The 24,688-nt window shown below is 57.6% G+C and carries 20 protein-coding genes; 13 read left to right on the top strand and 7 right to left on the bottom strand.

From position 1 onward, the window contains the following. Nucleotides 1–510 precede the first annotated feature (510 nt). From MEFOE_RS05705 to wtpA, 7 genes are all read left to right on the top strand, one after another. Entirely contained in the window at nucleotides 511–5,613 is a 5,103-nt protein-coding gene (locus tag MEFOE_RS05705; RefSeq protein ID WP_067049542.1) for a PGF-pre-PGF domain-containing protein, read from the top strand. Between the two features lie 35 nt (nucleotides 5,614–5,648). Next, nucleotides 5,649–6,440, top strand: coding sequence for a hypothetical protein (locus MEFOE_RS05700; protein ID WP_083523491.1), 792 nt, complete (start codon nucleotides 5,649–5,651; stop codon nucleotides 6,438–6,440). Between the two features lie 80 nt (nucleotides 6,441–6,520). Next, a complete protein-coding gene (locus tag MEFOE_RS05695) occupies nucleotides 6,521–9,454 on the top strand; it encodes a PEGA domain-containing protein (protein WP_067049536.1) in 2,934 nt (977 codons plus the stop codon). Then, the gene (locus tag MEFOE_RS05690; protein ID WP_067049533.1) at nucleotides 9,451–10,689 is read left to right on the top strand and encodes a purple acid phosphatase family protein; all 1,239 of its coding nucleotides are present in this window, start codon (nucleotides 9,451–9,453) and stop codon (nucleotides 10,687–10,689) included. Before MEFOE_RS05695 ends, MEFOE_RS05690 begins: the two co-directional genes overlap by 4 nt. 4 nt (nucleotides 10,690–10,693) lie before the next feature. Beyond that, nucleotides 10,694–11,545 carry an argininosuccinate synthase gene (locus tag MEFOE_RS05685; protein ID WP_067049531.1) on the top strand — a complete coding sequence of 284 codons (852 nt, stop codon included), beginning with the start codon at nucleotides 10,694–10,696 and terminating at the stop codon, nucleotides 11,543–11,545. Further along, a complete protein-coding gene (locus MEFOE_RS05680) occupies nucleotides 11,542–12,117 on the top strand; it encodes a molybdopterin-dependent oxidoreductase (RefSeq protein ID WP_083523490.1) in 576 nt (191 codons plus the stop codon). The genes MEFOE_RS05685 and MEFOE_RS05680 overlap by 4 nt, the downstream gene beginning before the upstream one ends. After that, on the top strand, nucleotides 12,114–13,112 hold the full coding sequence (gene wtpA / locus MEFOE_RS05675) for a tungstate ABC transporter substrate-binding protein WtpA (RefSeq protein WP_067049525.1): 999 nt from the start codon (nucleotides 12,114–12,116) through the stop codon (nucleotides 13,110–13,112). The genes MEFOE_RS05680 and wtpA overlap by 4 nt, the downstream gene beginning before the upstream one ends. Before the next feature lie 53 nt (nucleotides 13,113–13,165). Here the strand turns inward: wtpA and MEFOE_RS05670 are convergent, their stop codons facing one another. Genes MEFOE_RS05670 through MEFOE_RS05660 form a run of 3 tightly spaced genes read right to left on the bottom strand, consistent with a single transcriptional unit; the run spans nucleotide 13,166 to nucleotide 16,010 of the window. Continuing rightward, the gene (locus MEFOE_RS05670) at nucleotides 13,166–14,278 is read right to left on the bottom strand and encodes an isocitrate/isopropylmalate dehydrogenase family protein (RefSeq protein ID WP_067049522.1); all 1,113 of its coding nucleotides are present in this window, start codon (nucleotides 14,276–14,278) and stop codon (nucleotides 13,166–13,168) included. Continuing rightward, entirely contained in the window at nucleotides 14,257–14,754 is a 498-nt protein-coding gene (locus MEFOE_RS05665) for a 3-isopropylmalate dehydratase small subunit (RefSeq protein ID WP_067049518.1), read from the bottom strand. The genes MEFOE_RS05670 and MEFOE_RS05665 overlap by 22 nt, the downstream gene beginning before the upstream one ends. 2 nt (nucleotides 14,755–14,756) lie before the next feature. Continuing rightward, nucleotides 14,757–16,010: a 3-isopropylmalate dehydratase large subunit gene (locus tag MEFOE_RS05660; RefSeq protein WP_067049515.1), complete on the bottom strand. Its 1,254-nt coding sequence runs from the start codon at nucleotides 16,008–16,010 to the stop codon at nucleotides 14,757–14,759. A 125-nt stretch (nucleotides 16,011–16,135) separates the two neighbouring features. On the opposite strand from MEFOE_RS05660, the gene MEFOE_RS05655 reads away from it, so the two are divergent. The 4 genes from MEFOE_RS05655 (at nucleotide 16,136) to MEFOE_RS05645 (ending at nucleotide 18,928) form a co-directional block, all read left to right on the top strand. Beyond that, entirely contained in the window at nucleotides 16,136–16,627 is a 492-nt protein-coding gene (locus tag MEFOE_RS05655; protein ID WP_067049513.1) for an ArsR/SmtB family transcription factor, read from the top strand. Between the two features lie 197 nt (nucleotides 16,628–16,824). Further along, nucleotides 16,825–17,520 (top strand): hypothetical protein, encoded by a 696-nt coding sequence (locus MEFOE_RS13685; protein WP_153015882.1) that lies wholly within the window; start codon nucleotides 16,825–16,827, stop codon nucleotides 17,518–17,520. Nucleotides 17,521–17,526: 6 nt separating this feature from the next. Further along, nucleotides 17,527–18,435 carry a YcdB/YcdC domain-containing protein gene (locus MEFOE_RS05650; RefSeq protein ID WP_067049510.1) on the top strand — a complete coding sequence of 303 codons (909 nt, stop codon included), beginning with the start codon at nucleotides 17,527–17,529 and terminating at the stop codon, nucleotides 18,433–18,435. 244 nt (nucleotides 18,436–18,679) lie between these two features. Then, nucleotides 18,680–18,928, top strand: a complete 249-nt coding sequence (locus MEFOE_RS05645; RefSeq protein ID WP_067049507.1) for a hypothetical protein — start codon at nucleotides 18,680–18,682, stop codon at nucleotides 18,926–18,928. A gap of 41 nt (nucleotides 18,929–18,969) precedes the next feature. Here MEFOE_RS05645 and MEFOE_RS05640 read toward each other — a convergent pair whose 3' ends face one another. Beyond that, a complete protein-coding gene (locus tag MEFOE_RS05640; RefSeq protein WP_067049504.1) occupies nucleotides 18,970–20,043 on the bottom strand; it encodes an ABC transporter permease in 1,074 nt (357 codons plus the stop codon). Nucleotides 20,044–20,255: 212 nt separating this feature from the next. Between MEFOE_RS05640 and MEFOE_RS05635 the strand changes: the two genes are divergently transcribed. Together MEFOE_RS05635 and MEFOE_RS05630 are read left to right on the top strand one after the other, a co-directional pair. Then, on the top strand, nucleotides 20,256–20,654 hold the full coding sequence (locus MEFOE_RS05635; RefSeq protein ID WP_235809572.1) for a bacteriohemerythrin: 399 nt from the start codon (nucleotides 20,256–20,258) through the stop codon (nucleotides 20,652–20,654). 117 nt (nucleotides 20,655–20,771) lie between these two features. Then, nucleotides 20,772–22,493: a histidine kinase N-terminal 7TM domain-containing protein gene (locus MEFOE_RS05630; protein WP_067049498.1), complete on the top strand. Its 1,722-nt coding sequence runs from the start codon at nucleotides 20,772–20,774 to the stop codon at nucleotides 22,491–22,493. Here MEFOE_RS05630 and MEFOE_RS05625 read toward each other — a convergent pair. The 3 genes from MEFOE_RS05625 to MEFOE_RS05615 form a co-directional block, all read right to left on the bottom strand. Continuing rightward, complete coding sequence (locus tag MEFOE_RS05625) at nucleotides 22,483–23,055, bottom strand: HemK2/MTQ2 family protein methyltransferase (RefSeq protein ID WP_067049495.1); 573 nt, start codon at nucleotides 23,053–23,055, stop codon at nucleotides 22,483–22,485. The genes MEFOE_RS05630 and MEFOE_RS05625 overlap by 11 nt on opposite strands. 444 nt (nucleotides 23,056–23,499) lie before the next feature. After that, complete coding sequence (locus tag MEFOE_RS05620) at nucleotides 23,500–23,988, bottom strand: hypothetical protein (protein ID WP_067053036.1); 489 nt, start codon at nucleotides 23,986–23,988, stop codon at nucleotides 23,500–23,502. A 12-nt stretch (nucleotides 23,989–24,000) separates the two neighbouring features. Further along, nucleotides 24,001–24,462 carry a hypothetical protein gene (locus MEFOE_RS05615; RefSeq protein WP_153015881.1) on the bottom strand — a complete coding sequence of 154 codons (462 nt, stop codon included), beginning with the start codon at nucleotides 24,460–24,462 and terminating at the stop codon, nucleotides 24,001–24,003. Between the last annotated feature and the right edge of the window lie 226 nt (nucleotides 24,463–24,688).

The raw sequence follows: 24,688 nt of genomic DNA, 5'->3' as shown, positions 1-24,688 counted from the left end.
CCTCTTTTTTTCTGTCGTCTCCTCTTCGGCCCTCCGCGGCGGCGTTAACCACACACAATTAACTCTTCAGGCAATTCAGAATATTAATATCGTTGTCTTGCAAAAAGTAGCCCTGAATATCCACAAAATGTTAAAAAAGTTTGTTTAACTCCCCCGTTCCCCACGGGAATTCTAGAAATGAAAGTCTGAGGACTGAAGAACATGACAATATGTACGACTGATTTAGGCCGCATGCAGTGGAAATGGGGGTTGGCCCTCCTTCTCCTCCTGCTTTCGGCTTTCTGTATTGCCCCGGCGGTGGCCGAACCGCTGGAACTGAGTGAGACCGCTGGTTCGGATGCTGATTCCAGCACCTACAAGGTGATTCCTTCGAATAGTAATGTTATACTACACGTTTCAAATGATGGTGCTGCCCGTTTCAACGATTACGGCAACAACACCTATCATTTCTTCAGCCCGACTCAGAGTGGCACACAGGGTCTGAACGCACTTCATATTACGACTGATGCTTTGAACTTCAGCAGCCAAGTTGTATTCAGCAACGACCAGTCTGGTGTCTTTTATATCAACGACACAGGTGGCCGCGGCTGGGACGACAATGGCATCCTGATGCTGGCAGTCAACGGCACCATTCCCGATGACTTCAGAGTCAACATCAAGGCGAGCGGTTATCAGTGGACACCGGTTCAGAAGGGCAATTTCCCGGCATTCGAGAACATCACCTATGTGCCTGAAGCACTGGACGAGACGTTCACAAAGGATGATTTCCTTTATGGACCACAGATCTGGAGGCCCTGTCCGGCGGTCAATTACCCGATCTTCGACAGACAGGACATGACCGATACCGGGAACACCTTCTCAATCATGTTCATCGACCTGAACGCAGGTATCCTCGGAAAGAATACGCTTTCACAGCCTGACTTCTCCGGACAGGCGATCAACGACAAAGGTGCTATTAAGGTCGAGTACTCATTCGAGAATCTGGAGACCTTTGCAGCCTTCAACGCCTATGTCTATACTGTTTCCTCGAACCAGGGTCAGGGCGTCCGCTGGACTAACCCCCTGAGTGCGGGTGGTGCGTCTGGTTATGCTGTGACCGGCATCAAGCCAATTCTGACCTCGATCAATGTTACTCCCGCTGTCGCCGACCTGAAGGTGAACGAAAAGCAGCAGTTCACCGCCGCTGCCCTCGACCAGAATGACCGGCCGATGACCGGCCTCACCTTCGAGTGGTCGAGCAGCAATGAAACTGTCGGGACCGTGAACGAGACCGGATACTTCACTGCACACGCGGCGGGCACGACGACGGTCACCGCAACAAACGAGACTGTCGAGGGTACCGCGGATGTGACGGTGACGACAGCGCCTACAGGTGCGGATCTCCTCTATGATGGAGATGTTTTCCTCCCCAAAGGGGAAGCCACTGTGACTTCAAGTCAGGGTTCTTCCTACCAGATCCCATACCGGACTCCACTTGGCGCCCTCGACACCGTTGCAAAGGCTGAGAGCTTCACCTATAAGGTCACCGACAGGAAGTGGATCGATTCTGGCATCCTGATGCTCGATGACATCGATTCTTACCCATTCATCAAGAGCCAGAAGAGCTGGACCTGCTACGTGAACGATGTGGCCCTTGATGATTACGGCAAGCCGAGCACCGACGGCCTGAACAAACGTGTCCTCGTCGACGGCGACAGGGTGAACTTTTACTACGGCCCAAAAGGTGCGACCACTCCGGAGAACGCTGAAGCAGCGGTACTTATCACGGCACGCCTCACAAATGCTGACATCGTCTACAATGGCGAAGTTACGCTCGGCGCGGGCAACGTCACCGTGACCGCAAGCCAGGGCACCACGCACAGCATTCCGGCCCTCACCCCTCTCGGCGCCCTTGATGCCGCCGCACAGGAAAAAGGCTTCCTCTATAACTTCACCAATAAGAAGTGGCAATATGGCCAGTTGCTCCTTGATGACATCGGCACCTATCGCTACAACAAGGTGAATGACACCTACAAGGAGGCCTGGGCCTGCTCTGTGAACGGTGAAGCCCGTTCAGCCGCCTATAACAGTGCCGACCAGCCTCTCCAGAATGGTGACGTCGTACTCTTCCTGTATGGTCCTGACGGCTCGACGACACGGGAGAACGCCCTGGCAATCATACAGGCCACCGTTAAGGTCGCATCCGCACCCGGTGACTGGGCTCTCACCCTGAAGGGCAAGACCACCGTCTCGTTCACCAAGGCACAGTTTGAAGATGCGGTGGACTGCGGCCATGTCGCCACCTACACTGACGGAGACGGCGAATGGAAGGGCGTGCCCCTCTGGTACCTCGTGGGAGCGGTCGACGACGAGGATACCGGCAGCCACTACACATTCAACAACGAACTGGCAGCCGAAGGGTACTCGGTGAAGGTCACCGACCGGAACCTGACACATCCGTACGACATCAACTTCCCGAGCGCAGCCATTGCCAGGAACAACAACTATATCGTGGCCAACACCCTCAACGGGCAGCCTCTCCCAGAACTGACCTCAGGAGGCAAACCCTGCTGGCCGCTCCAGATGGTGGGTTCTGATGTCACGATGGGCAAAAAGATCGGGAACATCGGCGCGATCGAACTCGTCGGCCTCCCCGAACCCTCCGAAGGCTGGACCCTCACCCTGAAAGGCGACATCGAAGACACCTTCACCCAGGCGTACTTCGAAGAATCTGTGCGGTGCCACGGCGTCACCTACACAGACGAGGCCGGTGAGTGGAAGGGCATGCCCCTCTGGTACCTCACCGGATGGGTCGACGACCACACCATCCACGGGTCTGGCGCATTCAACACCCAGCTCGCCGCAGACGGCTATACCGTGAGGGTGAGTGCATCTGACGGTTTCAACGCCACCTTCGCCAGTGCAAATGTCGCAAAGAGTTCCGACTATATCGTGGCCAACACCCTCAACGGGCAGCCTCTTGCAGAAGGGGACTTCCCGCTCAAACTTGTCGGAAAGAACGTCACATCCGGGAAACAGAAAGTCGGAACAATCAGTGAAATCTCACTCGTCGGCCTGCCGGGAGGACCGAAGCCCGGTGAATGGACGCTCACCCTGAAGGGTGAGATCACCGACACCATCACACAGAGCGAGTTCGAGGCGGCCGCAGCATGTTCGCACCACACCGTCACCTGGACCGACGACAAGAACCGCGAATGGTCGGGTATCCCGCTCTGGAGCCTTTGCGGCTGGGTTGACGACTATACCATCCACGGGTCTGGCGCATTTAACAGCAAACTTGCTGCACAGGGCTACACGGTGATCGTCACCGGGTCAGGAGACTACAGCAAGGAGTTCAGCAGCAAAATCGTTTCCCAGAACAACGACTTCATCATCGCCAACAAACTGAACGGAACCCTTCTGACCAACGAAAATGGTTACCCTGTCAGGCTGGTCGGTTCTGCGCTGACCGAAGGGTCGCAGAGTGTGGCAAGTATCGAAAGCATCGAACTGACCGCGTTCCAGAAACCGACCGAGATCCCTTCAGTGCGGATCGTCAAGTACGCTGCCGACCGCACGACGGTCCTCAGCGAGAAGACCATCGACTACAGGTACATGGAAGAAAAATTCCCGGTGTACGGTGACGGCGAGACGCACTACTACTTCGAGGGACTGAACTTCCCGCCCGCGGACCCCTGGGATCAGGCCGAGACCTATCCAGGTGGTTTGAAGATCGATGAGCAGATCAAGGGAACCTCCGTGCGTGACCTCTGCAACCTCGCCGGCGGCATGGGCCCTGACACTGAGATCACCTTCGCAGCCCCTGACGGATGGGAGACGTCCCTCCATTACGGCAACATCTATGCCCCCGAGGAGCAGCAGGGCGAGGCTGTCCTGGTGTGGTACACCGGACGGCAGGGCTATGTCCCCGACTATGCCGACGGCTACCGGCTCTTTTTTGCGCCCGACGACCACGTCTTCGGGCAGTGGAACATGCACGAGTGCATCGACGAGAAATACTGGCACTACAACTCAGGTCTCCCGTCCTGCGCCGGGCTCTCGGCCAAATATATCTCTGAGATCAGGATCTACGACGTAGCAGAACCCACCTGGAACCTCCAGCTCGACGGAGCAATCGACAAGACCATCAGCAAGGGCTACTTCGAGAGCGGTCTTGCCTGCACCATGGGCGCCAACCACGAGAAGTCCTACACAGACAGCAAGGGCAGAGAATGGTCAGGCATGCCTCTCTGGTTCCTCCTCGGCTATGTCGATGACGAGAACTTCCATACAGGTAAGTCATTCAATGACACCCTCGCGGCCGAAGGCTATGCCATCCATATCGTCGGTAAAGACGGTTCGGAGACTATCATAGACAGCCGCGACGCGATGTACAGCGACAAGTACATCCTTGCCAACTCTCTGAACGGCATGCATATTGCCGGTGACGACGAGAACTGGCCCCTCCGCCTTGTGGGCGAGAATGTCAGCGGTATGGACACCATCAAGGGTGTCGTCAAGGTCTCCTTCATCCCGCCGAACCTGCAGGGTAACATCGTCTCCCTCGGGAACATCAGTGCTGGCGGCGAGAAGGCACTGGATCTTGAGAAGGGTGCAGTCTCAAAAATAACCATCAAGGCCGCCGGAGACGTCAGGGATGGAGAACTGGCCATTGACGTCCCCGATGAACTCCCGAACTACATCGACACACCTGCTGAGAACATCTTCCAGTACCTCCATATCGTCTACCCTGCCCCTGAAAACACCATCGACGAGGCAGTCATCGCCTTTGACCTCCCTCTCACCTGGCTGAACTCCCACAGGATGGCGGTCACCGATGTGAGGCTGCTGCGGTACACGAATGGTGCATGGCAGGGTCTCCCAACAACATTTATCAAAGAGGAGAATGGAAGGGCGTACTTTAGTGCAACCACACCAGGATTTTGTTACTTCGCGGTCGGCGGCGTTGCGGCCCCAGCCCCGACTCCGTCGCCCTCGTACAGCCACTCATCCTCTAGCGGCAGCACCTCCGCGGTCTCAGCTGTTTCCGGCTCCATCCCGGCAGGTGAATCGAAGTCCTTCTCCGTGACCGAGACCGCGTTCTCAACGATCACGGTCAGCGCCTATGACCGGATCGAACACTTCCTCTTTACGGTGAAGAAGGCAAGCCTGCCGAAGGGCGCCCCGGCACCAGAGGGTGCGGTCTACGAGATCCAGGAGGTCACACTTTACAAGACCGACCCTTTGGCGATCGAAGGAGTTACAATCGAGTTTGCCGTTGAAGCCGCGTGGCTGAAGGCCCAGGGCGTTTCGGCCGGCGACGTGGCCCTCCTGCGGCACGTGAATGGAGAGTGGATCCGTCTGCAGACGACCTTTATCGAGGAGAAGGAAGGCAAGGCATATTATTCGGCCGAGTCCCCGGGCTTCTCCTTCTTTGCCATCACGGCAGAGAAAGGTTCGGCAGTGGCCCCCGACGATGTGCAGGCACCGGTGGGAGAGGTCACGGCCCCGACACCGGCGATCAATGAGACAACGGCAGCGACACCCACTCCCACGACCCCGCAACAGTCGCCGGTCTTCTGGGCCCTGCCCTTCATCGCCTTCGGCGCCCTTCTCCTCCTCAGGAGGAGATGATATTCTCTTTTTTTGCCTTGGAAGGTGATGAAAAAATGAGAAACCATAACTTTGTTCTGATCGCCCTTCTCGCCATTTACCTTGTAGTCCTGCCGACGACGGCGACGAGCGACATCCATATCGTCAGGTATGCCCCAGACGGCACGACCATCCTCAACGAGAAGACGGTGAACTATATCTGGATGGAGACGAACCTCCCCGTCCTTGGTGACGGGACGACCCATTACTACCACCAGGGCCCGACCTTCAACGAGTCAGACCTCTGGGATCCGGCCGAGTACCAAAATGTGGAGAGCAGGGACTATGGCGCCGTGAAAGGAACGGCCGTCAGGGATCTCTGCGGCCTCGTCGGCGGTATGGGGTCAGGCGACACCCTCAAAGTGAAGGCAGAGGACGGGTTTTACAAGAACTTCTCCCATGCAACTGTCTATGCCGAGAATCCAAGGAAGGGGACGATGGGCCTTGCATGGTATGTCGGTGAGGACTCGGTCACCGGTGACCCGCAGGGATCGGGCTATGTCCCGGAGTATTATGACGGCATGCGCCTGATCTTCTTTGCCGACGCCTCGACAAATCCCTGGGGTAGGCACGTCTTCGGGGACACCGACATGAAAGAGACCCTGCCCGAGGGCGAGTGGCACTTCTTCAGCGGCACATGGCCGTCGACGAGCGGTCTTTCGGTCAAGCAGGTGAGCGATCTTGAGATCTATACCGGCCACGAGACAAATGGAGGAGAAAACACCCCCGAAACGCCGACTCCACAGGCCCCCCTTGGAATTGCCGCGGTTCTTGCCGCTCTCGTCGCAGGCATCCTTCTCCGGAGATGATGATACATATGAAGACGACCCTATCTGAACGACATCAGACATTTCTCTTTGTTTTTGTCGTTCTTCTGGTTGTTGAGGCAATGACAATCCCGGTGTCGGCCATTGCGACGACAGAACTGAAGATCACCAAAATCGCCTCTGACGACACCACCGTCCTCGCCGAAAAAACGGTCGACTGGCAGTGGATGCGGGACAATCTCCCTGTCCAGGGGGACGGAGAGACGATGTATTACACGCAGGGGCCGATCTTTGAAGGGGCATGGGATGAAGTTCACCCGGGCGAGACCTATGACGGCTGGAACCCGACCGAAGACGTGAACCTGGTCTATAAGGACCACGGTCAGTTCATGGGCACAGACGTGAAGGACCTCTGCAACCTTGTCGGCGGTGCCGAACCGACCGATATGGTAACCATCAAGGCATCGGACGGACTGACGAAGACATGGCCGGCGGAGTACATCTACACCCCCAACCCCAGGCAGGGACCAATAGTGATCGCGTGGTACCATGGCAAGGACACCGGCTACGTGAATGAGAACTTCCGGGAAGGCATGCGCCTCTACTTCCTTACCCCTGAAACGAATGAGCAGGGGATGCATGTCTGGGGCAACTGGGACATGCACGAGTCCTGGGATGAAGAGTATTGGTACTACTACAATGGTCAGTATCCCTCTGCGAGTGGTGTTTCAGTCCAGATGGTCAACCAGATCACCATCCACAGCCAGCTTTCCCCCTCTCAGGGAGGATCCGGCGGGTCAGGTGGTTCTGACAGCAGCGTGAGCAGGCCCCACGGATTCAAGGGTTCTGACCTCACGGTCGCCGACCATGGCACAGTGAACGGCACGGTGCAGGTCATCCCCTCTGATGGAGGTTTCTGCACCCTGAAGAGTGGTGATTCCTGCACTCTCTTCCTGAACACAACCGGCATGGGGAAGACCTCTGGTGTGCGCCTCTACCTCTTCGGGACGAACAACACGGGCAGTCCGTCTGACGACGGTACCGACCTTGAGGTCTCCCTCGGGAACACGAGACTCGCTGCCAATGCGTACTATGCCGACGACGCTGACGGCCGCAACCCTACCGTCGAGACCTGGTGCTATGCCCTGAAGACGCTGTCGCCGGCGAACCATACCCTCCATGTCAGGAATGCAGGTCAGAAAGAGGGTTTGGTCACCCTCTCCGGCGGCGTCCTCGTCGCACCGGTCGCCGACACATCGGGCAACCACACCTCCTGGTGGATCGCCGAGGGTGCCGATGTCATCCAGGCAGACCCCGCATGGGGGGTCACCGAGGACGACGCCTGCACCACCGCCGACTTCACCGACCCGATAGGGAGAGACGACCGGACTGTCGTTGCTCTGTCTGTCGTCAGCACCGGTGCGGCCGGGAATGACACGTTTACAAACCGCGTCGCCCTCAATGGTGGTGAGTGGACCAACCTCCTCACCGGTGGGGAGGACGCCGTCAGTATCTGCAGGGCCGATGCGACGCCCTATCTCAGGGATGCCGGGAACAAAGTCGAGATCGTAAGTATCCCGACCGGCGATCCTGGCGACTACATGGAGAACAGGCTTGTCCTCATTGCCGCAACCCGGATGTCTGTCCGGGCCCTGCCGATCACGACCGCGACAGTGCCGCCGACAGAGACGGTTACAACAGCTGAAATCACCACTGCTCCCGTAACAGTAGAGACATCTGTGCAACCGACAGAGCCCGAAACCTCTTCGGGTTTCTTTTCCGGGTTGTGGGCGATGATCGCCGGGTGGTTCGGCATTGAGGAGAATGAAAAAACCCCGGCGCCGGTCGGGACAGAACAGGACGTCGGCGGCCCGACCCTGACCCCCACACCTGTGGCGACGCCGGCGGCCTCCCATGCCGCGGTCACCGTCATCACCCACCCCGCAGGTGCGCAGGTCTTCCTGGACGGTGACTACACCGGTCTGGTCACCCCGGCATCTCTCCCCAACCTCCCGGCAGGAGTCCACACACTCAGGATCGAACTGGAGAACTATCGTCCCTACGAGACCTCCTTCGACCTCGACGAGGACACAGATGTTGCCGTCTCCCTCGATCCCTGCAACCAAAATCTCCATGTCGACCCCCTCTGCCTCACCCTTGCCGCTATTCAGGGGATGAACTCCCGCTCCGGTGGCATCTATGTGGAGGCGAGCGACGACGGGGCAGACATCTACATCGACAACAAAAAGATCGATGCACAGACCCCGCAGGTGGTCAACGGCCTCAAAGAAGGCCTTCACCGCGTGAAGGTGAAGAAGGCGAAGGCCTCCTATGAAATCGACACGAAGGAGGTCTGGGTCTCTCCGGGCGTGGTCATCCCTGTACGCTTTGACCGGAACGAGCATGGGATGCAAAAGACACTCACTGTCGACATCCCGGGATACAAGGGCGAACCTTGTTCGGTCAACGGTTACTATACGGGGAAGAAGGTGCCTGCGAAGATAAAGTTCGGCGGCCTGAGTTCCTTTGTCGCATTCAGCAGGAACAGTTCCTATATCTCGGTGCCCATCTCCGACTTTGTCGAAGACGGGAGCACCCAGACACTCCGACCGGAGACCGGGGGACTGACCGCCCTCAGGGTGGACTCTACCCCCCAGGGCGCCGAGATTTTCGTGGACGGCTTTGACACCGGGCGTGCGACCCCGTACGTCGTTGAGAATGTCTCTCCCGGGCGCCACAGAGTCATGCTCACCAAACCGGGCTACCTGCCGAAGGAAGATGTGGTCCTCGTCCCGAAGGGGAGTGATGAGGTGGACGTGAAGTTCATGCTTGCGTCCTATGCCAGTGGTTCCCTGTACGTGAACAGCACGACTGAAGGAGCGAAGATCTATCTCTACGGCCAGAACACCGGCGAGGTGACGCCCCACCTCTTCACCGGCATGGACCTCGGCAGGTACTCGGTCAAGGTCGTCGGCCGTTCTGACTCACGGACAGTCGATGACGTGCTGGTCAGACCCGACGAGGTGACAACGTGCGAGGTCAGGTTGAGGAGATGAGAGGGGCAGGAACTTTCCTCCTCCTCCTGATCATCCCCTCAGCCGTTGCTGCCGGGAATGCCACCTTTCTCTGGGGGCCGTATGTCACCGGTACCGACGAGACGACGGCCGTCGTCTCCTGGAAGACCGCAGGGCCGTCCAGCGGGAATGTCTCCTATGCGACTGCCGATGAGTTTGAAAATGCCGGGGAGTACGTCCACACCGTTGCCGAACCTTCTGGTGTGACCCTCCACCATGTGCGGCTTACGAACCTCACAGCCGGGACGATGTATCATTATGTCGTCACTGCACGGGATGCAAGGGGCCCTGACTGCCGGTTCATGACCGCAGGTCAGGGGCCTTTCGCCTTCGCGGTGTACAGCGACACGAGGGGACAGGTCCCCCTCTTCACCCAGATGGAGAGGCACAGACTCGTTGCCGACAGGATCGCAGAGGAGGAAAACCTCTCCTTTGTCATCCACTGCGGCGACTTCGTCACCTTCGGGAATGACCTCGCTGAATGGGACGAGTACTTCGCGGCGGCGAGGGGGATGCTTGCGAACACCACCCTGGTGCCGTCCCTCGGCAACCACGAGGGGAACAGGACGCCGTACTATGACGCGTTCGGCGTCCCCGAGTGGTACTCCTTTGACTGGGGCGACGCGCATGTCGTCGTCCTGGACTCGAACGACTGGGCGAAGGGAAGGATCGACGAAGAGACTGCCTGGCTGGAGGCCGACCTCGCCCGGTCTTCGGGCCGGATCTTCGTCGCCTTCCACCACCCGGTCTACTCGTCCAATGAACGCCACTGGGGCGGCGACCGCGTCCTGCAGCGGGAATGGGCGCCCCTCTTCGACCGCTACAACGTAACGGCGGTCTTCAACGGGCATATCCATGCCTATGAACGCTATGATATCAACGGCACGCCGTACTTCGTGATTCCGTGCGGCGGCGAGGAACTCTTTCCTCTTGCCAAGAAGAAGGCGCCGGGTTTTGAAAACGGCCTCGACCACACCCTCGCGTACCTGCGGGTCAGTGTGGACGGAGAGACGGTGACGGTCGACATGGTGCCTGTGGCCAGGATCTCAGAGGACAACAGGGAGGTTGTGAGCCTCTACCCCCTGAACAGCACTTTCGAGACAATTGAAATGACGCCGAAGGCAGAAGGGGAGAACGCTGCACAGGCCCCTCTCTCTCCCTTCTGTGCATGCGCGGCGGCTGGTATGGTCGCCCTGCATCTGAAAAAAGGAAGATGATTGTATGAATGTAACAAAGAGTGTATTTCTGCTCCTGTTCCTCTGCGCCTGTATCGCAGGGGTGCAGGCCGCACCGACGACCTCGGTGCATATAGTAAAGATTGCAGACGACGGCACCACCGTGCTCAATGAGACGACCGTTGACTACCTGTGGATGGAGGCAAACCTCCCCGTCCTCGGCGACGGCACGACCCACTACTACCACCAGGGCCCGGTCTTTGCCGATGACAAAGAGACCCAGTGGGACAGGAATGAGACCACGAACTTCAAGGACCGCGGTGCGGTGAAGGGTACCGACATCAAGGACCTCTGCGGCCTGGTCGGCGGGATGCAGCCCGACGATGAGATGATGGTCAAAGCAGGTGACGGGTATCATATTGAGTTCGGGTACACGAACGTCTATGAACCCGATCCGCGCCAGGGGCCGATAGGGCTCTGCTGGTACAATGGCGAAGATGCAGCTGTTGGCGAGCGTCAGGGCGTCGGCTATCCGCCGGACTATCATGTTGGGATGCGCCTGGTCCTCTTTGCCGACAACTCCACCAACCCGGAGGGCAAACATGTCTTTGGCAACCAGGATATGCGCGAATGTTTCCCGCCTGAGCGCCTCCACCTCTTTAACGACCTCTATCCTTCGACTTCAGGCTATACCGTGAAATGGATCGACGAGGTCAGGGTCTATGAGGGGGGGTATAGTGGAGCGAAGAATGTTCCGGTTAAGTCACTCCAGGGATCTGCTGCAATTGAGACACCAGAGGTCCCGACGACCGCGCAGGCCACTCAGAGCCCTGGCCCGCTCTTTGGACTCCTGGCCGGACTTGGTGTTGCCTGCTTTGCATGGAGGATGCGGGGATGAAAACTCGTTTCGTCCGTTTGATGGCAGTTTTCGCTCTGATCTGCGCTGCAGCCGCCTGCGGGTGCACCGGGACTACCAACCCTGCCAGTCCGGTAGGTGAGGACATATCCTGGAACCTCACGATCTCTGACGGCACCAATGAGGAGGTGCTCTCCTTCTCCGAGATCAAAGAACTCCCTGCCTGGGAGGGCTATGGCTATGCGGTCTCCACGGTCGGAATCAAGTACGGACCGTACACGGTCAAGGGCGTAACCCTCGCAACGCTGCTCGATCGCGTTGGTGGGTCTGGAGACGGCGATCAGGTAGGGATATCAGCACCTGACGGCTACTACTGGGTCTTCGATGACGAGCAGATGGCCGGAAAGGGTTTTGTGACCTTAGATCAGAACCTCAAAGAGAAACCTTCTCCTGCTCTTACTGTGGTCCTTGCCTATGAGTTCAACGGAACGGCGATCCCCGACGGAGACGGCGGTCCCCTGCGGATGGTGGTCGGCACCGATGAACCGGACACTATCACCGAGGGGAGCGCCTGGGTGAAGTGGGTGGATAGGATCGAGGTGAAACGCCCATGAGGGGCATCCCCCTCATGTTCCTCGCTCTTGTGGGATTGTGTGTCCTTGCGACCGGGTGCATCGGTGGTGACGATACCCCGACAACCCTGAAGATCGTCCCCGCAGGGAGTCTTCTTCTTCCTATGGAAGAAATTGAGGCAGAGTTTGAGGCATCCCACCCTGGTGTGGACGTGCAGGTCGAGGGGCACGGCTCTATCCAGTGCATCAGGCAGGTGACCGACCTCCACCGCGACATCGACCTGGTGGTCGTTGCGGATGAGGAACTCATCCCTGACCTGATGTACAGGTCGGTCGAGGGCGGGGAGGGGAATTACACCGACACGTACACCCCCTTCGCCACTAACAGGGTCGTGATCGCTTTCACGAACCAGAGCAGGTATGCCGACGCGATCACCTCAGAGAACTGGTATGAAGTGCTGTCGAGGCCCGACGTCGTCGTCGGGATCTCGAACCCGATGCTTGACGCCGCAGGCTACAGGGCGCTGATGGTGACGACTCTTGCAGAGAGATACTACGGGGACGACGAGATCTTCGACGCCGTCCTCGGGAACCATCTCAGGCCAAATGTGACAGTGGAGGAAAAGGACGGCGTCACGTCCATCACCCTACCCGAGGTGCTCAAGCAGGAGACCGGGAAGGTCAGGATCCGCGACGGCAGCATCTTCCTCCTCTCGCTCCTGGACGCCGGCGGGGTGGACTATGCCTTCGAATACCTGAGCGTTGCGGAGGAGCACGGCCTGAAGTACGTCACCCTGCCGCCTGAGATAGACCTTGGGTCTGCGGCATGTCAGGATAATTACCGTACGGTCGTCGTCAGACTCGGCTTCCAGCGGTTCGGCTCCATAGGAAGCGACCGCGTCGGGACCCCCATCGTGTATGCGGCGACTGTCCCGAACTCCGCCCCCCACCCCGACCTTGCCCGCGAGTTCATGGCATTCATGGTTGCAGAGTTCGGGAAGGGGCATGAGGGATGGCCGGCGCCCCTCCCTGCCTGAGGGCAGGGCATATCTCGCAAGATCTTTTTTTCTACGCCATTTATGGCAGGGGTTTATTCCCTGACCCGCGCTGCGATATGGTCGCCGACGTCCGCGGTCTTCGCCGCGCCACCGAGGTCGCGGGTCACCACGCCATCGTGAATCGTCCCCTCGATCGCCCGCACGATCCCTTCTGCCGCCTCGTGCTCACCGAGGTGGTCGAGGAGGAGGCCGCCGGCCCAGATGGTGGCGATGGGGTTCGCGACGCCGAGGCCCTTGTACTTCGGGGCCGACCCATGGATGGGCTCGAACATCGAGGTCCCTTTCGGGTTGATGTTGCCGCCCGGCGCGAGGCCGAGGCCGCCCTGGATCATCGCACCGAGGTCGGTGATGATGTCGCCGAACATATTCGGTGTGACGACGACATCGAACCACTCCGGTTTCTTGACAAACCACATCGTCACGGCGTCGACGAAATTGAACTCGGTCGAAACGCCCGGGTGACGACTCGCGACCTCGGTGAAGACCTCACGCCAGAGGCCGTAGACGTCGGAGAGGACGTTTGCCTTGTCGACCGAGGTGACCCGCTTCTCCCGGCGTTCGGCCAGGTCGAAGGCGTACTCCATCACCCTCCTGCTCCCCTCCCGCGAGATGACGCCGATCTGGTAGGCGATCTCCTCGGCGTCGCTCTCGACATCAAGGCCGAACTTCACCGAATACAGGTCCCGGACGACTTCAAGTTCCTTTTTCTCCGTCTTTTTGAAGCGCGAGCCGATTCCGACATAGAAGTCCTCCGTGTTCTCCCGCACCACGACAAAGTCGATGTCCTCGGGCTTCTTCCCGGCGAGAGGGGTCTGGACGCCGTTCAGGAGTCTGATAGGCCGCAGGTTCACATACTCGTCGAAGGCGAACCGCATCTTCAGGAGGATACCCTTCTCCAGGATGCCGGGCGTCACGCGGTCGTCGCCGATGGAGCCGAAGTAGATCGCCCGGTATCTGGAGAGCTCTTTCAGTTCATCCTCGGTGACGAGTTCCCCGGTCTCCAGATATCTGTCGGCCCCTATGGCAAACTCGTCCCACTGTATGTCGAATCCATATTTCTCTCCTGCAGCGTCGAGGACCTTCTTTCCTTCATCCAGGATCTCCGGTCCGATGCCGTCTCCGCCTATTGCTGCGACTTTGTACACAGTTCTACCTCCTTCATCTGTTTTGCATATTCAACCAGCCCTCCCGCGTCCACGATCTCCTGCATGAAGGGCGGCACCGCTTCGAACGGGTACCTGGCCCCTTCAGACTCCAGGGATCCACCTGCAAGGTCGACCGTCAGATCGTGCCCTTCAAGGAGCGCCCCGGTGTCAGGGCAGATGAGGGGGAGGAGACCGGTGTTCACCGAGTTCCGGTAGAAGATCCGGGCAAAGGACTCTGCCACGACGATCTTCACCCCCGCCCCGAGAAGGGCGAGAGGGGCGTGCTCCCGCGAGGACCCGCAGCCGAAGTTCCTGCCGGCGACGACGACATCGCCCTCCTTCACCGCGATCCTGAAGTCGTCTCTCGTCCCCTCGAAGACATGTTCCGCGAGCTTTTTCGGGTCGTACTCGGTGAGGTACCTCCCGGGGATGATCGCGTCCGTATCGATGTCGTTGCCGAACTTCCAGATCCGCATCGTCACACCTCCCTCGGGTCGGTGATCTCGCCGGTGATCGCACTTGCCGCTGCCGTCGCTGCGGAGCAGAGATAGACCTCCGCCTCGGTGCTCCCCTGCCGCCCTCTGAAGTTCCTGTTCGACGTGGAGAGAGACACCTCGCCGGGGGCGAGGAGGCCAAAGGACCCGCCCATGCAGGGGCCGCAGCAGGGTGCCTCGACGAGCGCACCTGCTTCAACGAACTTCTCGATCAGTCCGGCCCTGAGGGTCTTCATGTACTCGTCCCGCGATGCCGGGATGATGAGCACCCGTACATCGTCGGAGAACTTCCGGTCGCCGAGAATTTCGGCAGCCTCGGCAAAGTCCTCGTACCGGCCGTTCGTGCAGGAACCGATGAAGACCTGGTCGACGTGGGTGCCGGCGACCTCATCGACATCGACGACATTGTCCACGTTGTGCGGGACCGCGACCTGGGGCACGAGATCAGTGACATCGAACTCGCGCATCTCCGAGTACGTCGCGTCCTCGTCGCTTTTGAGGGGGAAGGGCCTGACTTCGGGGCGGCGTTCCCGGAGGTACTCCCAGGTGATCGCATCAGGCGGGACGATGCCGGCCTTCGCCCCCATCTCGATCGCCATGTTCGAGCAGGTCATCCGGCCAGGCATCGGCATCGACTCGAAGGTCTCGCCGGTGAACTCCAGGGCCTGATAGGTGGCGCCGTCCGCACCGATGTCGCCGGCGATCGAGAGGATGAGGTCCTTTGCCCCGACACGGGGAGCGAAGGCACCGTTCACCTCGACCCGGATCGAGTCCGGCACCCTGAAGTAGAGGGCGCCGAACTTGAGGACGAAACCCATGTCTGTCGAACCGATGCCGGTCGCGAAGGCGCCGGCAGCGCCGTAGGTACAGGTGTGGGAATCCGAACCGACGACGATCTCGCCCGGTGCGGCATGCCCTTTCTCCAGGACCACCTGGTGGCAGACGCCCTCCCTGAGGTCGTAGTTGTGAATTCCCTGGCGAAGTGCAAACTCCCGCATGAACTTCTGGTTCTCGGCTGCCTGAATGGAATCAGCCGGGACCTGGTGGTCGAAGAGCATTACGATACGTGCCGGGTCAAAGACCCTCTCTCCGCCCATCTCCCTGAACTTTTGAATGGCAAGGGGGCCAGTGATGTCATGGATCATCGCGCGGTCCACGGCCGCCATCACCACATCGCCTGCCTCTATCTCCTTCCCGCACCGGGTGGAGAAAATTTTCTCTACGAGAGTTGCTCCCATGCTGTGATCACCAAAATAAGGAGTTTTTCGCAGTTAAGTTATTTGGGGTCGGCGGCGGCCGGTGCAAGGATCGGAAAAGAACAGAGATAAAAATCTTTATGGATATCCGGGAGTACCTCCTCTGAATGCCCGAAGAAACGCTCGTCCTGGACCGGAACCGATGCAAAGTGCTCGCTTCTCAGACTCGGGTGGCGATCCTCAAGGCCCTTGACCGGCGCCGGCTGAGTCTCAGTGAGGTTGCCGGAGAATGTGATCTCGCCCTCTCGACCGTGCATGAGCAGATGACTCATCTTGTGGAAGCGGGCTTTGTGGTCTCTGAGAACGACGGGCACAGGTGGGTGTATTACGCGCTTACTCCAGACGGGAAGGCGATCCTCCATCCCAACAAGCAGGTGAAGGTGCTCGTCGTCCTCGCAACTGCGGCCCTCACGGTTTTTGCCGGACTGAGTACAATCGCTCTGTACCTGTATGACCTCCTGGGGCCGAAGGACCTCGGCTGGTATCAGGATGGAGACGCGAACCTATCTCCTCTCATCGTCGGGATCGCTCTTCTCGCAATAGGGGGGCTCCTGGGCTACCTGGCCTTCTGTCGCAGGAGAGGGAAAATTTCGGCGTGACTGGTGTCGAGCCTCGATTCTTCTTTCGGAAATTTCCGAAGGTTTTCCGTGGGTTTATGTGTGTCTCCCCCTATGTATCCTTGTGTGCGAGTTTCTCCTCCCCAATCTCAGAGATCCAGGCTCGCACCAGGCCTGAGGACAGAAAAGGTTGCCCTTTCCTTTGGGTCGCACCCATCTTCGGATAAATAGGTGATATCATGGCGCAAAAAAACAGGAGAGCATATGCTCTCGGTATGATCCTGGTACTACTGTGTATCTTTGTAATACCCTGCGTGAGTGCATACAATGATTGCCTTGTTGATCGAACACGAGCATATCAGGATCCGACAGAACCGGCCCTAACAAATTACATCAATGCCAGAATGGATGAAACAAAAAGTTCTATTTACAATATATTCTGGGTGCAGGGTGTATCCGATTACTCCTATTCTAGCACAGATCAGGATTTTATTGGCCATATTAATGGTTTGTCGTCCAGTACAAACATCGTTGCGGTTCAGTCCCATGGAGGTACATCTGGTTCCAGTTCCCATCTGACTTTCGGAGATAGCAGTTATCTGAGTGCATCTGACGTAGATTCCTATTTGGACTCTGGCGGCTACTTTATCTTTGCTGGTGCGTGTAATTCTGCAAAATATTCAGATCTTGGCGATGCCTTTGTGGATAAGGGATTTAACGCGTATCTTGGTTATTCAGATTCAGTTCAGACCATATTTACTGCTAAGTTCTGTTCTGAATTCTTTGGGAGAGCGAAATATCTTGATATCCCAATATCAAATGCTGCTGAATATGCGTTAGGTAGAGTTGAAAATGAACTTGGTTCTCCGGGTGGTACTGAGAATTATGAAATTATTGGGGATACGAATCTTTGTTTGGCCCCCTCGAATTGGTGAGGTGAAATGATGCGTAAAATCATAATTGCAGTTATTATCGTTTGTATGGTTATAGTGGCCGTACCTGTACTCTCATCTGCATCACCTGATAGGGTAGGAGCGGAGATAACACCAAAAACACCATTATACCTGGACCCTGTCGATGAAGCGGTTTCCATCACTAAGGAGGATGCAATAAAGAGTGCAGAGATGAGCATTCCAGATATAACGATTAGAAAAGTAACTGGGGGGCTCATCCAGGATCACGTTTATGGGAAGATCTGGCAATTCAGTGTCATTACCGGAGAGGGTGACAATCTACTTGTAGGGATTGATCCTAAAACTGGAGAACTTGATTTCTATTATGGAAAAGCAGATAAAAAGACCGTGACGAGAGAAGAGATCACGGTTGATGAGGCAAAGCAAATTGCCGATGATTATATCAAGACCCAGAATATCAAAGGTGAACTCCTCTTTGATGAGGTTGAATACAGGCCTCCTCGTGCAAAAGATTTGGCTGGAAAATATTCTGTTCACTTCTGGAGGATCATCAAAGGAATTCCCTGTCTTTCGGATGGTGTGCGTGTGGGCGTCAATCCTGAAACCGGCGACGTCATGAGTTATCAGAAGACCTGGACGATGCCTGAAGAAAAGATCGCAGTCACTGCGATGCCCGGCATACAGGACAGCCAGGCGCAACAGATTGTACGGGACCTGATGAAGGAGAAATATTCTACCGATATCACGGTCATCTCCTCAAGACTTGTCTGGGTTGATATGGATTATCTAACAGGGACGAATGATTGTCATGATATCAGGTTGACGTGGTGGATACGTTTCAATGATTCGTATCTCCAGGAAAATGAAGCCGAACCCGGATCGGCATGGATCGATGCACATTCTGGTGAATTCCTCAAAAAAGCCTATTTTGTATAGATTCTAGGGTTATGGTGCGGGAGGGTTCTCAGATCCTTCCTGCACTATGATCTGGAACGGCCTTTTCCTCTCTCCACCTGTCCCAACAGGATCCTCAAAGACAAAAAAATCCAGAACTCGTCCATTTATTCTTACTCATATCAGGAAAGATCTGAGTGAATAGGAAAAGGGGATCGATCTGGAGGGTCTTTCCAGAGCTCGCCCTTCTATAGTTTTATACAATCTTGTAGCGAGAGTTTCCCCCATGCTCAGGTGTCCGAAGTGTGGGAGCATCGACCTCTATGAGGTGCTCGGCGGCTATGCCGGGACGATGTACAGGTGCAAGAGGTGTGGGTACACCGGGTCTTTTGTCGTCGAGTCGGAGGAGGAACTCCCGCCGCCGCCCGATGAGGATGAGATAAACCGGACACAGATGCGGTACTCTTTCTATGACGGCGTAAAAATCGCCGCCATCTTCTTCCTCGCCCTTATCCTGCTGGAATATATCGTCTGAGAGGGGCAGGGAGGGGGCATGTCAGTGCCTGTTCCGGAGTCTCACCGCACATCCATCCTCATGAAACAGAGGTAGGCGGTGAGGAAGAGCACGCCCGGAAGGGCGAGGAGCAGGGCGATGTTCCCCCAGAGGCCTGCGAGGACATCCGTGAAGTGCGGCGGCGTGGCGTCCGGGTCGGTGACAACTATTCCGAACGGGCCCTGCGGACTGTTCTGCATCTTTACGACGCGATAGGGATCGATGACCGCCTCCGTGATCTTTTTATAATTGGTCTGCGGGGAAGCCGCCTCGACGATGGCGGTGACGGCCGCTTTCTTCTCATAGTATACCTTTGCTTCGGCCTCGTACGTCTTCATCGCCTCTTTCTCTCCCTGAGGGTCCTGTTCATCCGTATCGACCGGGATCATGGCCCCGCTTTCAGACATTATGATCTTCTGCACGTACGGCGGATCTGGTCGCTCACCCGCCCATGTGTCGATGGCGATCTCGCCTGCGAGAGGCAGGAGGGATGAGAGGATGATGAAGACGACGAGGGTGGCGATGAGCGCGCTCCCGCTGTCCCGTGCAAGAGTGGAGAGGGTGAGGGCGAGGGAGAAATAGATGAGGAGGAAGAGGATCGAGACCGCCCCGAAGGTGGCGATGGCGGAGAACTCGTCGACGGTCGGAATGATGCCGGCGATGAGGAGCATTGCAAGGGAGACAAGGAGGGCCAGACCGATTGCGAGGACAATTGCCGCTCCCCCGCCGATCGCCTTGCCGTTGATCACCTCGTCACGGTAGATCGGGTGGGAGAGGAGGGTCTTGAGTGTCTTCATCTCTTTCTCTTTTGAGACCAGGTCGAAACCCGCCACGATCGCAAGGACCGCCTCGATAATGATGCTCTGGTCTGAGATGGAGGAATATACGGAGAGCACAGAAGGTCTGTCGGGCATCCACCCGGTTACTCCGCTGCTTTCGACAGCCGCTATCTTTTCCTGGTACGCTGCAAGGTCTCTGTCGTACTCTCCGATACCCAGGGAGATCCCGATGACCGAGATGATCAGGAAGAGTGCCAGGATGACAAAGAAGCGTTTGCTGGTGAGGTGGTCGGGAAACTCCTTCTGCACTATGATCATACATCTGGAAACATTCATACATCGCCCTCTGAGACTGGTATCCGTGAGCCGGTCTCGACCGACATTATCCTTTTTTTTGATGGAACGCCCTATCAGGACCCGGGGCAACCGTGTCCCGGGAAATGGGACAACGACGCCCGGAGAAGTCCGCCAGAACCCCCCTGACCGGACGACATAATTAGTACAAATGCGAACAATATTCTATGGCATACATGAACTGGTCAGACGACCTCTCGGTCGGTGTCTCCGAGATCGACGAACAGCACAAGAAACTCGTCGCCCAGATCAACACACTCCACGACGCCATGCGCTCGGGGCAGGGGAAGGACGTCCTCGAAAAGATCCTCGGAGAACTTGCGGCGTACACGCAGTACCACTTCACCGCCGAAGAAGAGTACATGCAGAAGTTCGGGTATCCCGCCTATGCCCCCCACAAGAAGGAGCACGTCGCCTTCGTCACAAAGATTGCTACTTTTCAGGAGGCATATGCCGCTGAAAAACTCGGCCTCTCCATCGAGGTGATGACGTTCCTGCGTGACTGGGTTGCAGGCCACATCAGGGGGAGCGACACACATTATACCGCGTGCTTCAGAGAACACGGCCTGGCGTGACATGACCGGGCCCGTGTTTTCTCCGGGGAGATAACGAGACGCATCGGGCAATGAGTGAGAACGAGAGGGTATCTATCCCGACGCGATGAAGCCTTTGATGCGAGCAGTGATCTGTGCATGATATGGCAATACTCTCCTCTGCCTCCCCTCCTTCTCATATCGGCAGCTCTGACGGCGGTCCTGTCGGTCATCGCATGGAAAAATCGGCAGTCGCCCGGCGGAAAGGCGCTGACGATCTTTCTTTCCGCCGCCACACTCTGGAGCGCCGCCTATGCCCTGGAACTCTCTGCTGCCGACCTGGAATCGAACCTCCTCTTTACCGATATTGAATATTTCGGCATTGCGGTCGTTCCCCCGGCATTCCTCGCGTTCGCCCTCTCCTATACAGGGCGGGAACATCTGCTTACCAGGAGTCGCGTCCTCCTTCTTGCGCTCTTCCCGGCACTCACCATCATCGCGGTGCTCTCCAATGACCTTCATCATCTGTACTACACCGGGTTCACGTCCTCTATCGACGGCGGCGCCGTGATCTGGCTGTTCCATTACGGCCCCCTCTTCTGGATATACTGGATCATCGCCGCACTCCTGATCCTCGCTGCACTCGTCCTCCTGATCACGCATCTGCTTGATGCCCCGGCAGCCTACAGGAGCCAGATCGGTCTCCTTCTCATCGCCTGCATCGTGCCGCTCATCGCCGATGTTCTCTACGTCCTGAAGACCGGCCCTGTCCCCGGACTTGACCTGACACCGGTGGGTTTTCTCGTCACCGGTCTGACCCTGGAGGCGGCGACGATCAGGTACCAATTCTTTTCCGTCACGCCTGTGGCGCGTTCCCTTCTGCCCGGGGTCATGACCGACAGCATGATCGTGCTCGATGACTCCGGGCGGATCGTCGATGTCAACTCCTCTGCCGCTGTGATCGCCGGTCTTCCCGAAGAGGCTGCGATAGGGATGCCTTTCGATCGGGTCTTTCCCTCTCTGAAGTCGGTTGTTGCCGGGTGCACCGAAGAGGCCGGGAGGAGCGAGGCCGAGGTGGAGATGACGGTCATCGGCCAGGCCAGGGTCTTCATCAGTCGGTGCCAGAGGATGAAGGAGACTTCACGCAATATGGCAGGGTATCTTGTCGTCCTTCACGACGTCACCGACCTGTTGCACGAAAAAGCGGCGTTGAAAAAGGTCAATGAAAAACTAGGTCTTCTCGCGGATATCACCCGTCACGACATCCTCAATCAACTCACGGCGGTCACCGGATATATGGACCTCGCTATCGAATCGGAGGATATTGCTGAGATCAGAGGGGATCTCGGGAAGTCGCGCGCCGCGGCGGAGAATGTACGTCACCAGCTTGAATTCGCCCGAGACTATTCTTCTCTCGGAAGAGGAAGTCCGCAGTGGTTCGATCTTGTGGCTGCGGCGCAGTCGGCACTTGTCTATGCCGGGCAGAACGGCATGCGGACCGGTATATCCTGCACCGGCGTGACGATCTACGCCGACCCCCTCATCGAGCGGACCCTCTTCAACCTGGCGCACAATGCCGTCGCCTACAGTGCGACGGCAACCGAGTTCAGGATATCGTGCACGATCGCCAGCGATGGACTGGTCATCGTCGTGGAGGACAATGGCATCGGCGTTCCCGATGAGGAGAAGGAGATCATCTTCAGGCGTGGTGTCGGGAAGCACACGGGCCTCGGCCTCTTTATGGTGAGGGAGATCCTCGGGATCACCGGCATGACGATCAGGGAGATCGGGACGCCGGGACAGGGGGCAAGGTTCGAGATATCGGTTCCGCCCGGGTGCTTCAGGACCGATCACGCAGGAATAGACGCCGTCACCGTGTGAGACGGCAGAGGTCGCGGCTGATCCGGAGCACGAGGAGGTCTTCGTCCTCCGCCTTCTCCTCCGCGGCGAGGAGCACGATATAGCCAAGGCAGGCGAAGAGTTTCCGCACCTCGTCGGGATCGGTGAGGGAGGAGACGAGGAGGAGGACGCGGCCGAAGGGTGCAAGCACCCGCCCGACGTCGGCGGCAAAGCGCTCGATCGTCGCCCTCCCTGTCGGGCCGCCGTCCAGTGCGTATTCGAGCCAGTCATCGATCCTCTCCTCCGGCTGCGTCGGGAGGTACGGCGGGTTGAAGAGGACGAGATCGAAAGGGCCGCGGAGACCTGCCATCAGGTCGGTCCGGACTGTCTCGACGCCCCTCTCCCACCCCGCCCCGACGGCGTGGGGGTTGATGTCGGTGGCGACGACGCTTGCTGCCCGGTCGAGGAGGGACGTCGAAACCGCGCCGCTCCCGCACCCGACTTCGAGGACGCGGTCGTCGGGCCGCACCTCCGCGAGGGCGGCGTCGCGGAGGAGAAACGTGTCCTCCGCAGGTTCGTAGACCTGATCGTGCTGGTACTCCATTCTTGCCTCTCGGGTTGGGTCTCCTCCGACTTATCCCTGTGGATTTTAAAAGACCCTCTCCCCTCTTGCTGCCAGGTTATATCCCTCTCATTTCGGATATTTTTATCATATTGATGGCGCGCCGGGGCTCTGCGACGCTTTTTATCTCATCCTTGAATTATTTTCAGTATTTCATCTTCCAATGGTGTGATGAACCATCTTCATCCATTCGAATGTTAAATAATTGCATCAATACCTCTAATAGTCGTATCGGTCACCCCTCGGCCACCGGCCCCTCCTCCACACCGGCCGGCACTGCCGCCATGCAGACCAAGAGGAGGCCGACAAGGGCAGCACCACCCGGCCCGATTACTTTTTTCCATTCCATGATTTTTTTCACCTCATTCATGCACATCCCCGGAAGGGACGCGGTCCAGAACTGCCGCACCCGACGCACAGCAACTTTCATGTGAAGAGGGGAGTCGAAACGTTCAGCCTGCTCTCAGAGATAGTCGACGTGAGCAGAAACCGGCCCTCTCCGGACCCATGCGGAGAGCAGGAGACGCTCAGCGTCCCGGAAGAGACACCTTGCGACTCCCGGGTAGTGCTGTGCGGCACCCCCACGGGGTCCCAGACAGTCAGGGTGAAGACGGCCGTCTTCACACCGCCAAGTTCATTTTCCATTTCATTTCTCCATGTGGCGGTGAAGGTGCTCGTTCCCGTTCCCGTCTCGATTGAAGAGAGAGAACTCGAAGAGACTGCGTTTTTATCGAAGTCGGCAGAAGCCACACCGAGGTGGAAGGTACCATGGGAGTCGTTGTCATGAAAGACGACCCTGCCGCCGGACTCGAAAGTATCCACGATAACGTCCTCCCTGGCGTACGACATCGCATATGCCAGGGCACCGGCAAGGACGAGGACCAGGACAATGCTGCACAGTATTTTGCCATTCACACAGATCACCCTTCAGACATAGTCGAGATCGGTGTAGTCAAGGGCCGATGCCGTCTCCCTATCGAAGAGGTCGTGCGTCTCGCACCACAGTTCATACTGAGCATCGCCGCCGCCCTGCGAATTGAAAGTCACACTGATTTCACCGCTGGCCGCGGAGTCGACCTTTTTCTCGGTCGTGTGCGCCACGCCATGCGCATCATAGACTGTCAGGCGGAAGATTGCCCCCTGCCCGTCATATTTCCTGTCGCTGGCATGGGTGTACGTCGCCGTGAAGGTGTTCTGTCCTGCCGGAGCGGTAAGAGGTCCCACAACGGACACGCCTGCCGTATCGCCGTCGCCGTCCGTGGATATATTCCCCACAGGTATTGCGGGCAGAACCCCGATCCCGTCCGGGTCTCCGGGCACGGCACTCACCGATATACTCGTGGCTGCAAGCAGCAGTGCCGCCAGCACAAAGCCATAGTCTTTTTTCATCTTCACACCTCTTTCTGCATCTCCCCGGAAGGCCGCGGACTGCAATGGTCATCCTGATATCATCCATTAACCGATCAGTCTCCGGGCAACCGTGCATGCAGGTTCAGGTGCCCGGCCACTCGTGGGACGCCTGTTCGGGTATCCACGGTCCAGAATATCTCTGTCGTTATATATGTCTGTTCTGTGCAGATCGTCTACGCGTCGGGGGAACCCCATGAAGATCCGG

Source organism: Methanofollis ethanolicus (assembly GCF_001571385.1).
In the GTDB taxonomy this organism is placed as follows: domain Archaea; phylum Halobacteriota; class Methanomicrobia; order Methanomicrobiales; family Methanofollaceae; genus Methanofollis; species Methanofollis ethanolicus.
Note: the sequence above shows the minus strand (reverse complement) of the source record. Positions and strands in the feature narration are given on the sequence as shown.

Coding starts and splice junctions, on each gene's coding strand:
- MEFOE_RS05660 (WP_067049515.1), bottom strand. CDS start 16,010: ATGGGAGCAACTCTCGTAGAGAAAATTTTCTCCACCCGGTGCGGGAAG.
- MEFOE_RS05615 (WP_153015881.1), bottom strand. CDS start 24,462: ATGAAAAAAGACTATGGCTTTGTGCTGGCGGCACTGCTGCTTGCAGCC.
- MEFOE_RS13685 (WP_153015882.1), top strand. CDS start 16,825: ATGGCGCAAAAAAACAGGAGAGCATATGCTCTCGGTATGATCCTGGTA.
- MEFOE_RS05625 (WP_067049495.1), bottom strand. CDS start 23,055: ATGGAGTACCAGCACGATCAGGTCTACGAACCTGCGGAGGACACGTTT.
- MEFOE_RS05685 (WP_067049531.1), top strand. CDS start 10,694: ATGAATGTAACAAAGAGTGTATTTCTGCTCCTGTTCCTCTGCGCCTGT.
- MEFOE_RS05655 (WP_067049513.1), top strand. CDS start 16,136: ATGCCCGAAGAAACGCTCGTCCTGGACCGGAACCGATGCAAAGTGCTC.
- MEFOE_RS05665 (WP_067049518.1), bottom strand. CDS start 14,754: ATGCGGATCTGGAAGTTCGGCAACGACATCGATACGGACGCGATCATC.
- MEFOE_RS05650 (WP_067049510.1), top strand. CDS start 17,527: ATGATGCGTAAAATCATAATTGCAGTTATTATCGTTTGTATGGTTATA.
- MEFOE_RS05700 (WP_083523491.1), top strand. CDS start 5,649: ATGAGAAACCATAACTTTGTTCTGATCGCCCTTCTCGCCATTTACCTT.
- wtpA (WP_067049525.1), top strand. CDS start 12,114: ATGAGGGGCATCCCCCTCATGTTCCTCGCTCTTGTGGGATTGTGTGTC.
- MEFOE_RS05645 (WP_067049507.1), top strand. CDS start 18,680: ATGCTCAGGTGTCCGAAGTGTGGGAGCATCGACCTCTATGAGGTGCTC.
- MEFOE_RS05690 (WP_067049533.1), top strand. CDS start 9,451: ATGAGAGGGGCAGGAACTTTCCTCCTCCTCCTGATCATCCCCTCAGCC.
- MEFOE_RS05695 (WP_067049536.1), top strand. CDS start 6,521: ATGACAATCCCGGTGTCGGCCATTGCGACGACAGAACTGAAGATCACC.
- MEFOE_RS05680 (WP_083523490.1), top strand. CDS start 11,542: ATGAAAACTCGTTTCGTCCGTTTGATGGCAGTTTTCGCTCTGATCTGC.
- MEFOE_RS05635 (WP_235809572.1), top strand. CDS start 20,256: ATGAACTGGTCAGACGACCTCTCGGTCGGTGTCTCCGAGATCGACGAA.
- MEFOE_RS05640 (WP_067049504.1), bottom strand. CDS start 20,043: ATGATCATAGTGCAGAAGGAGTTTCCCGACCACCTCACCAGCAAACGC.
- MEFOE_RS05630 (WP_067049498.1), top strand. CDS start 20,772: ATGATATGGCAATACTCTCCTCTGCCTCCCCTCCTTCTCATATCGGCA.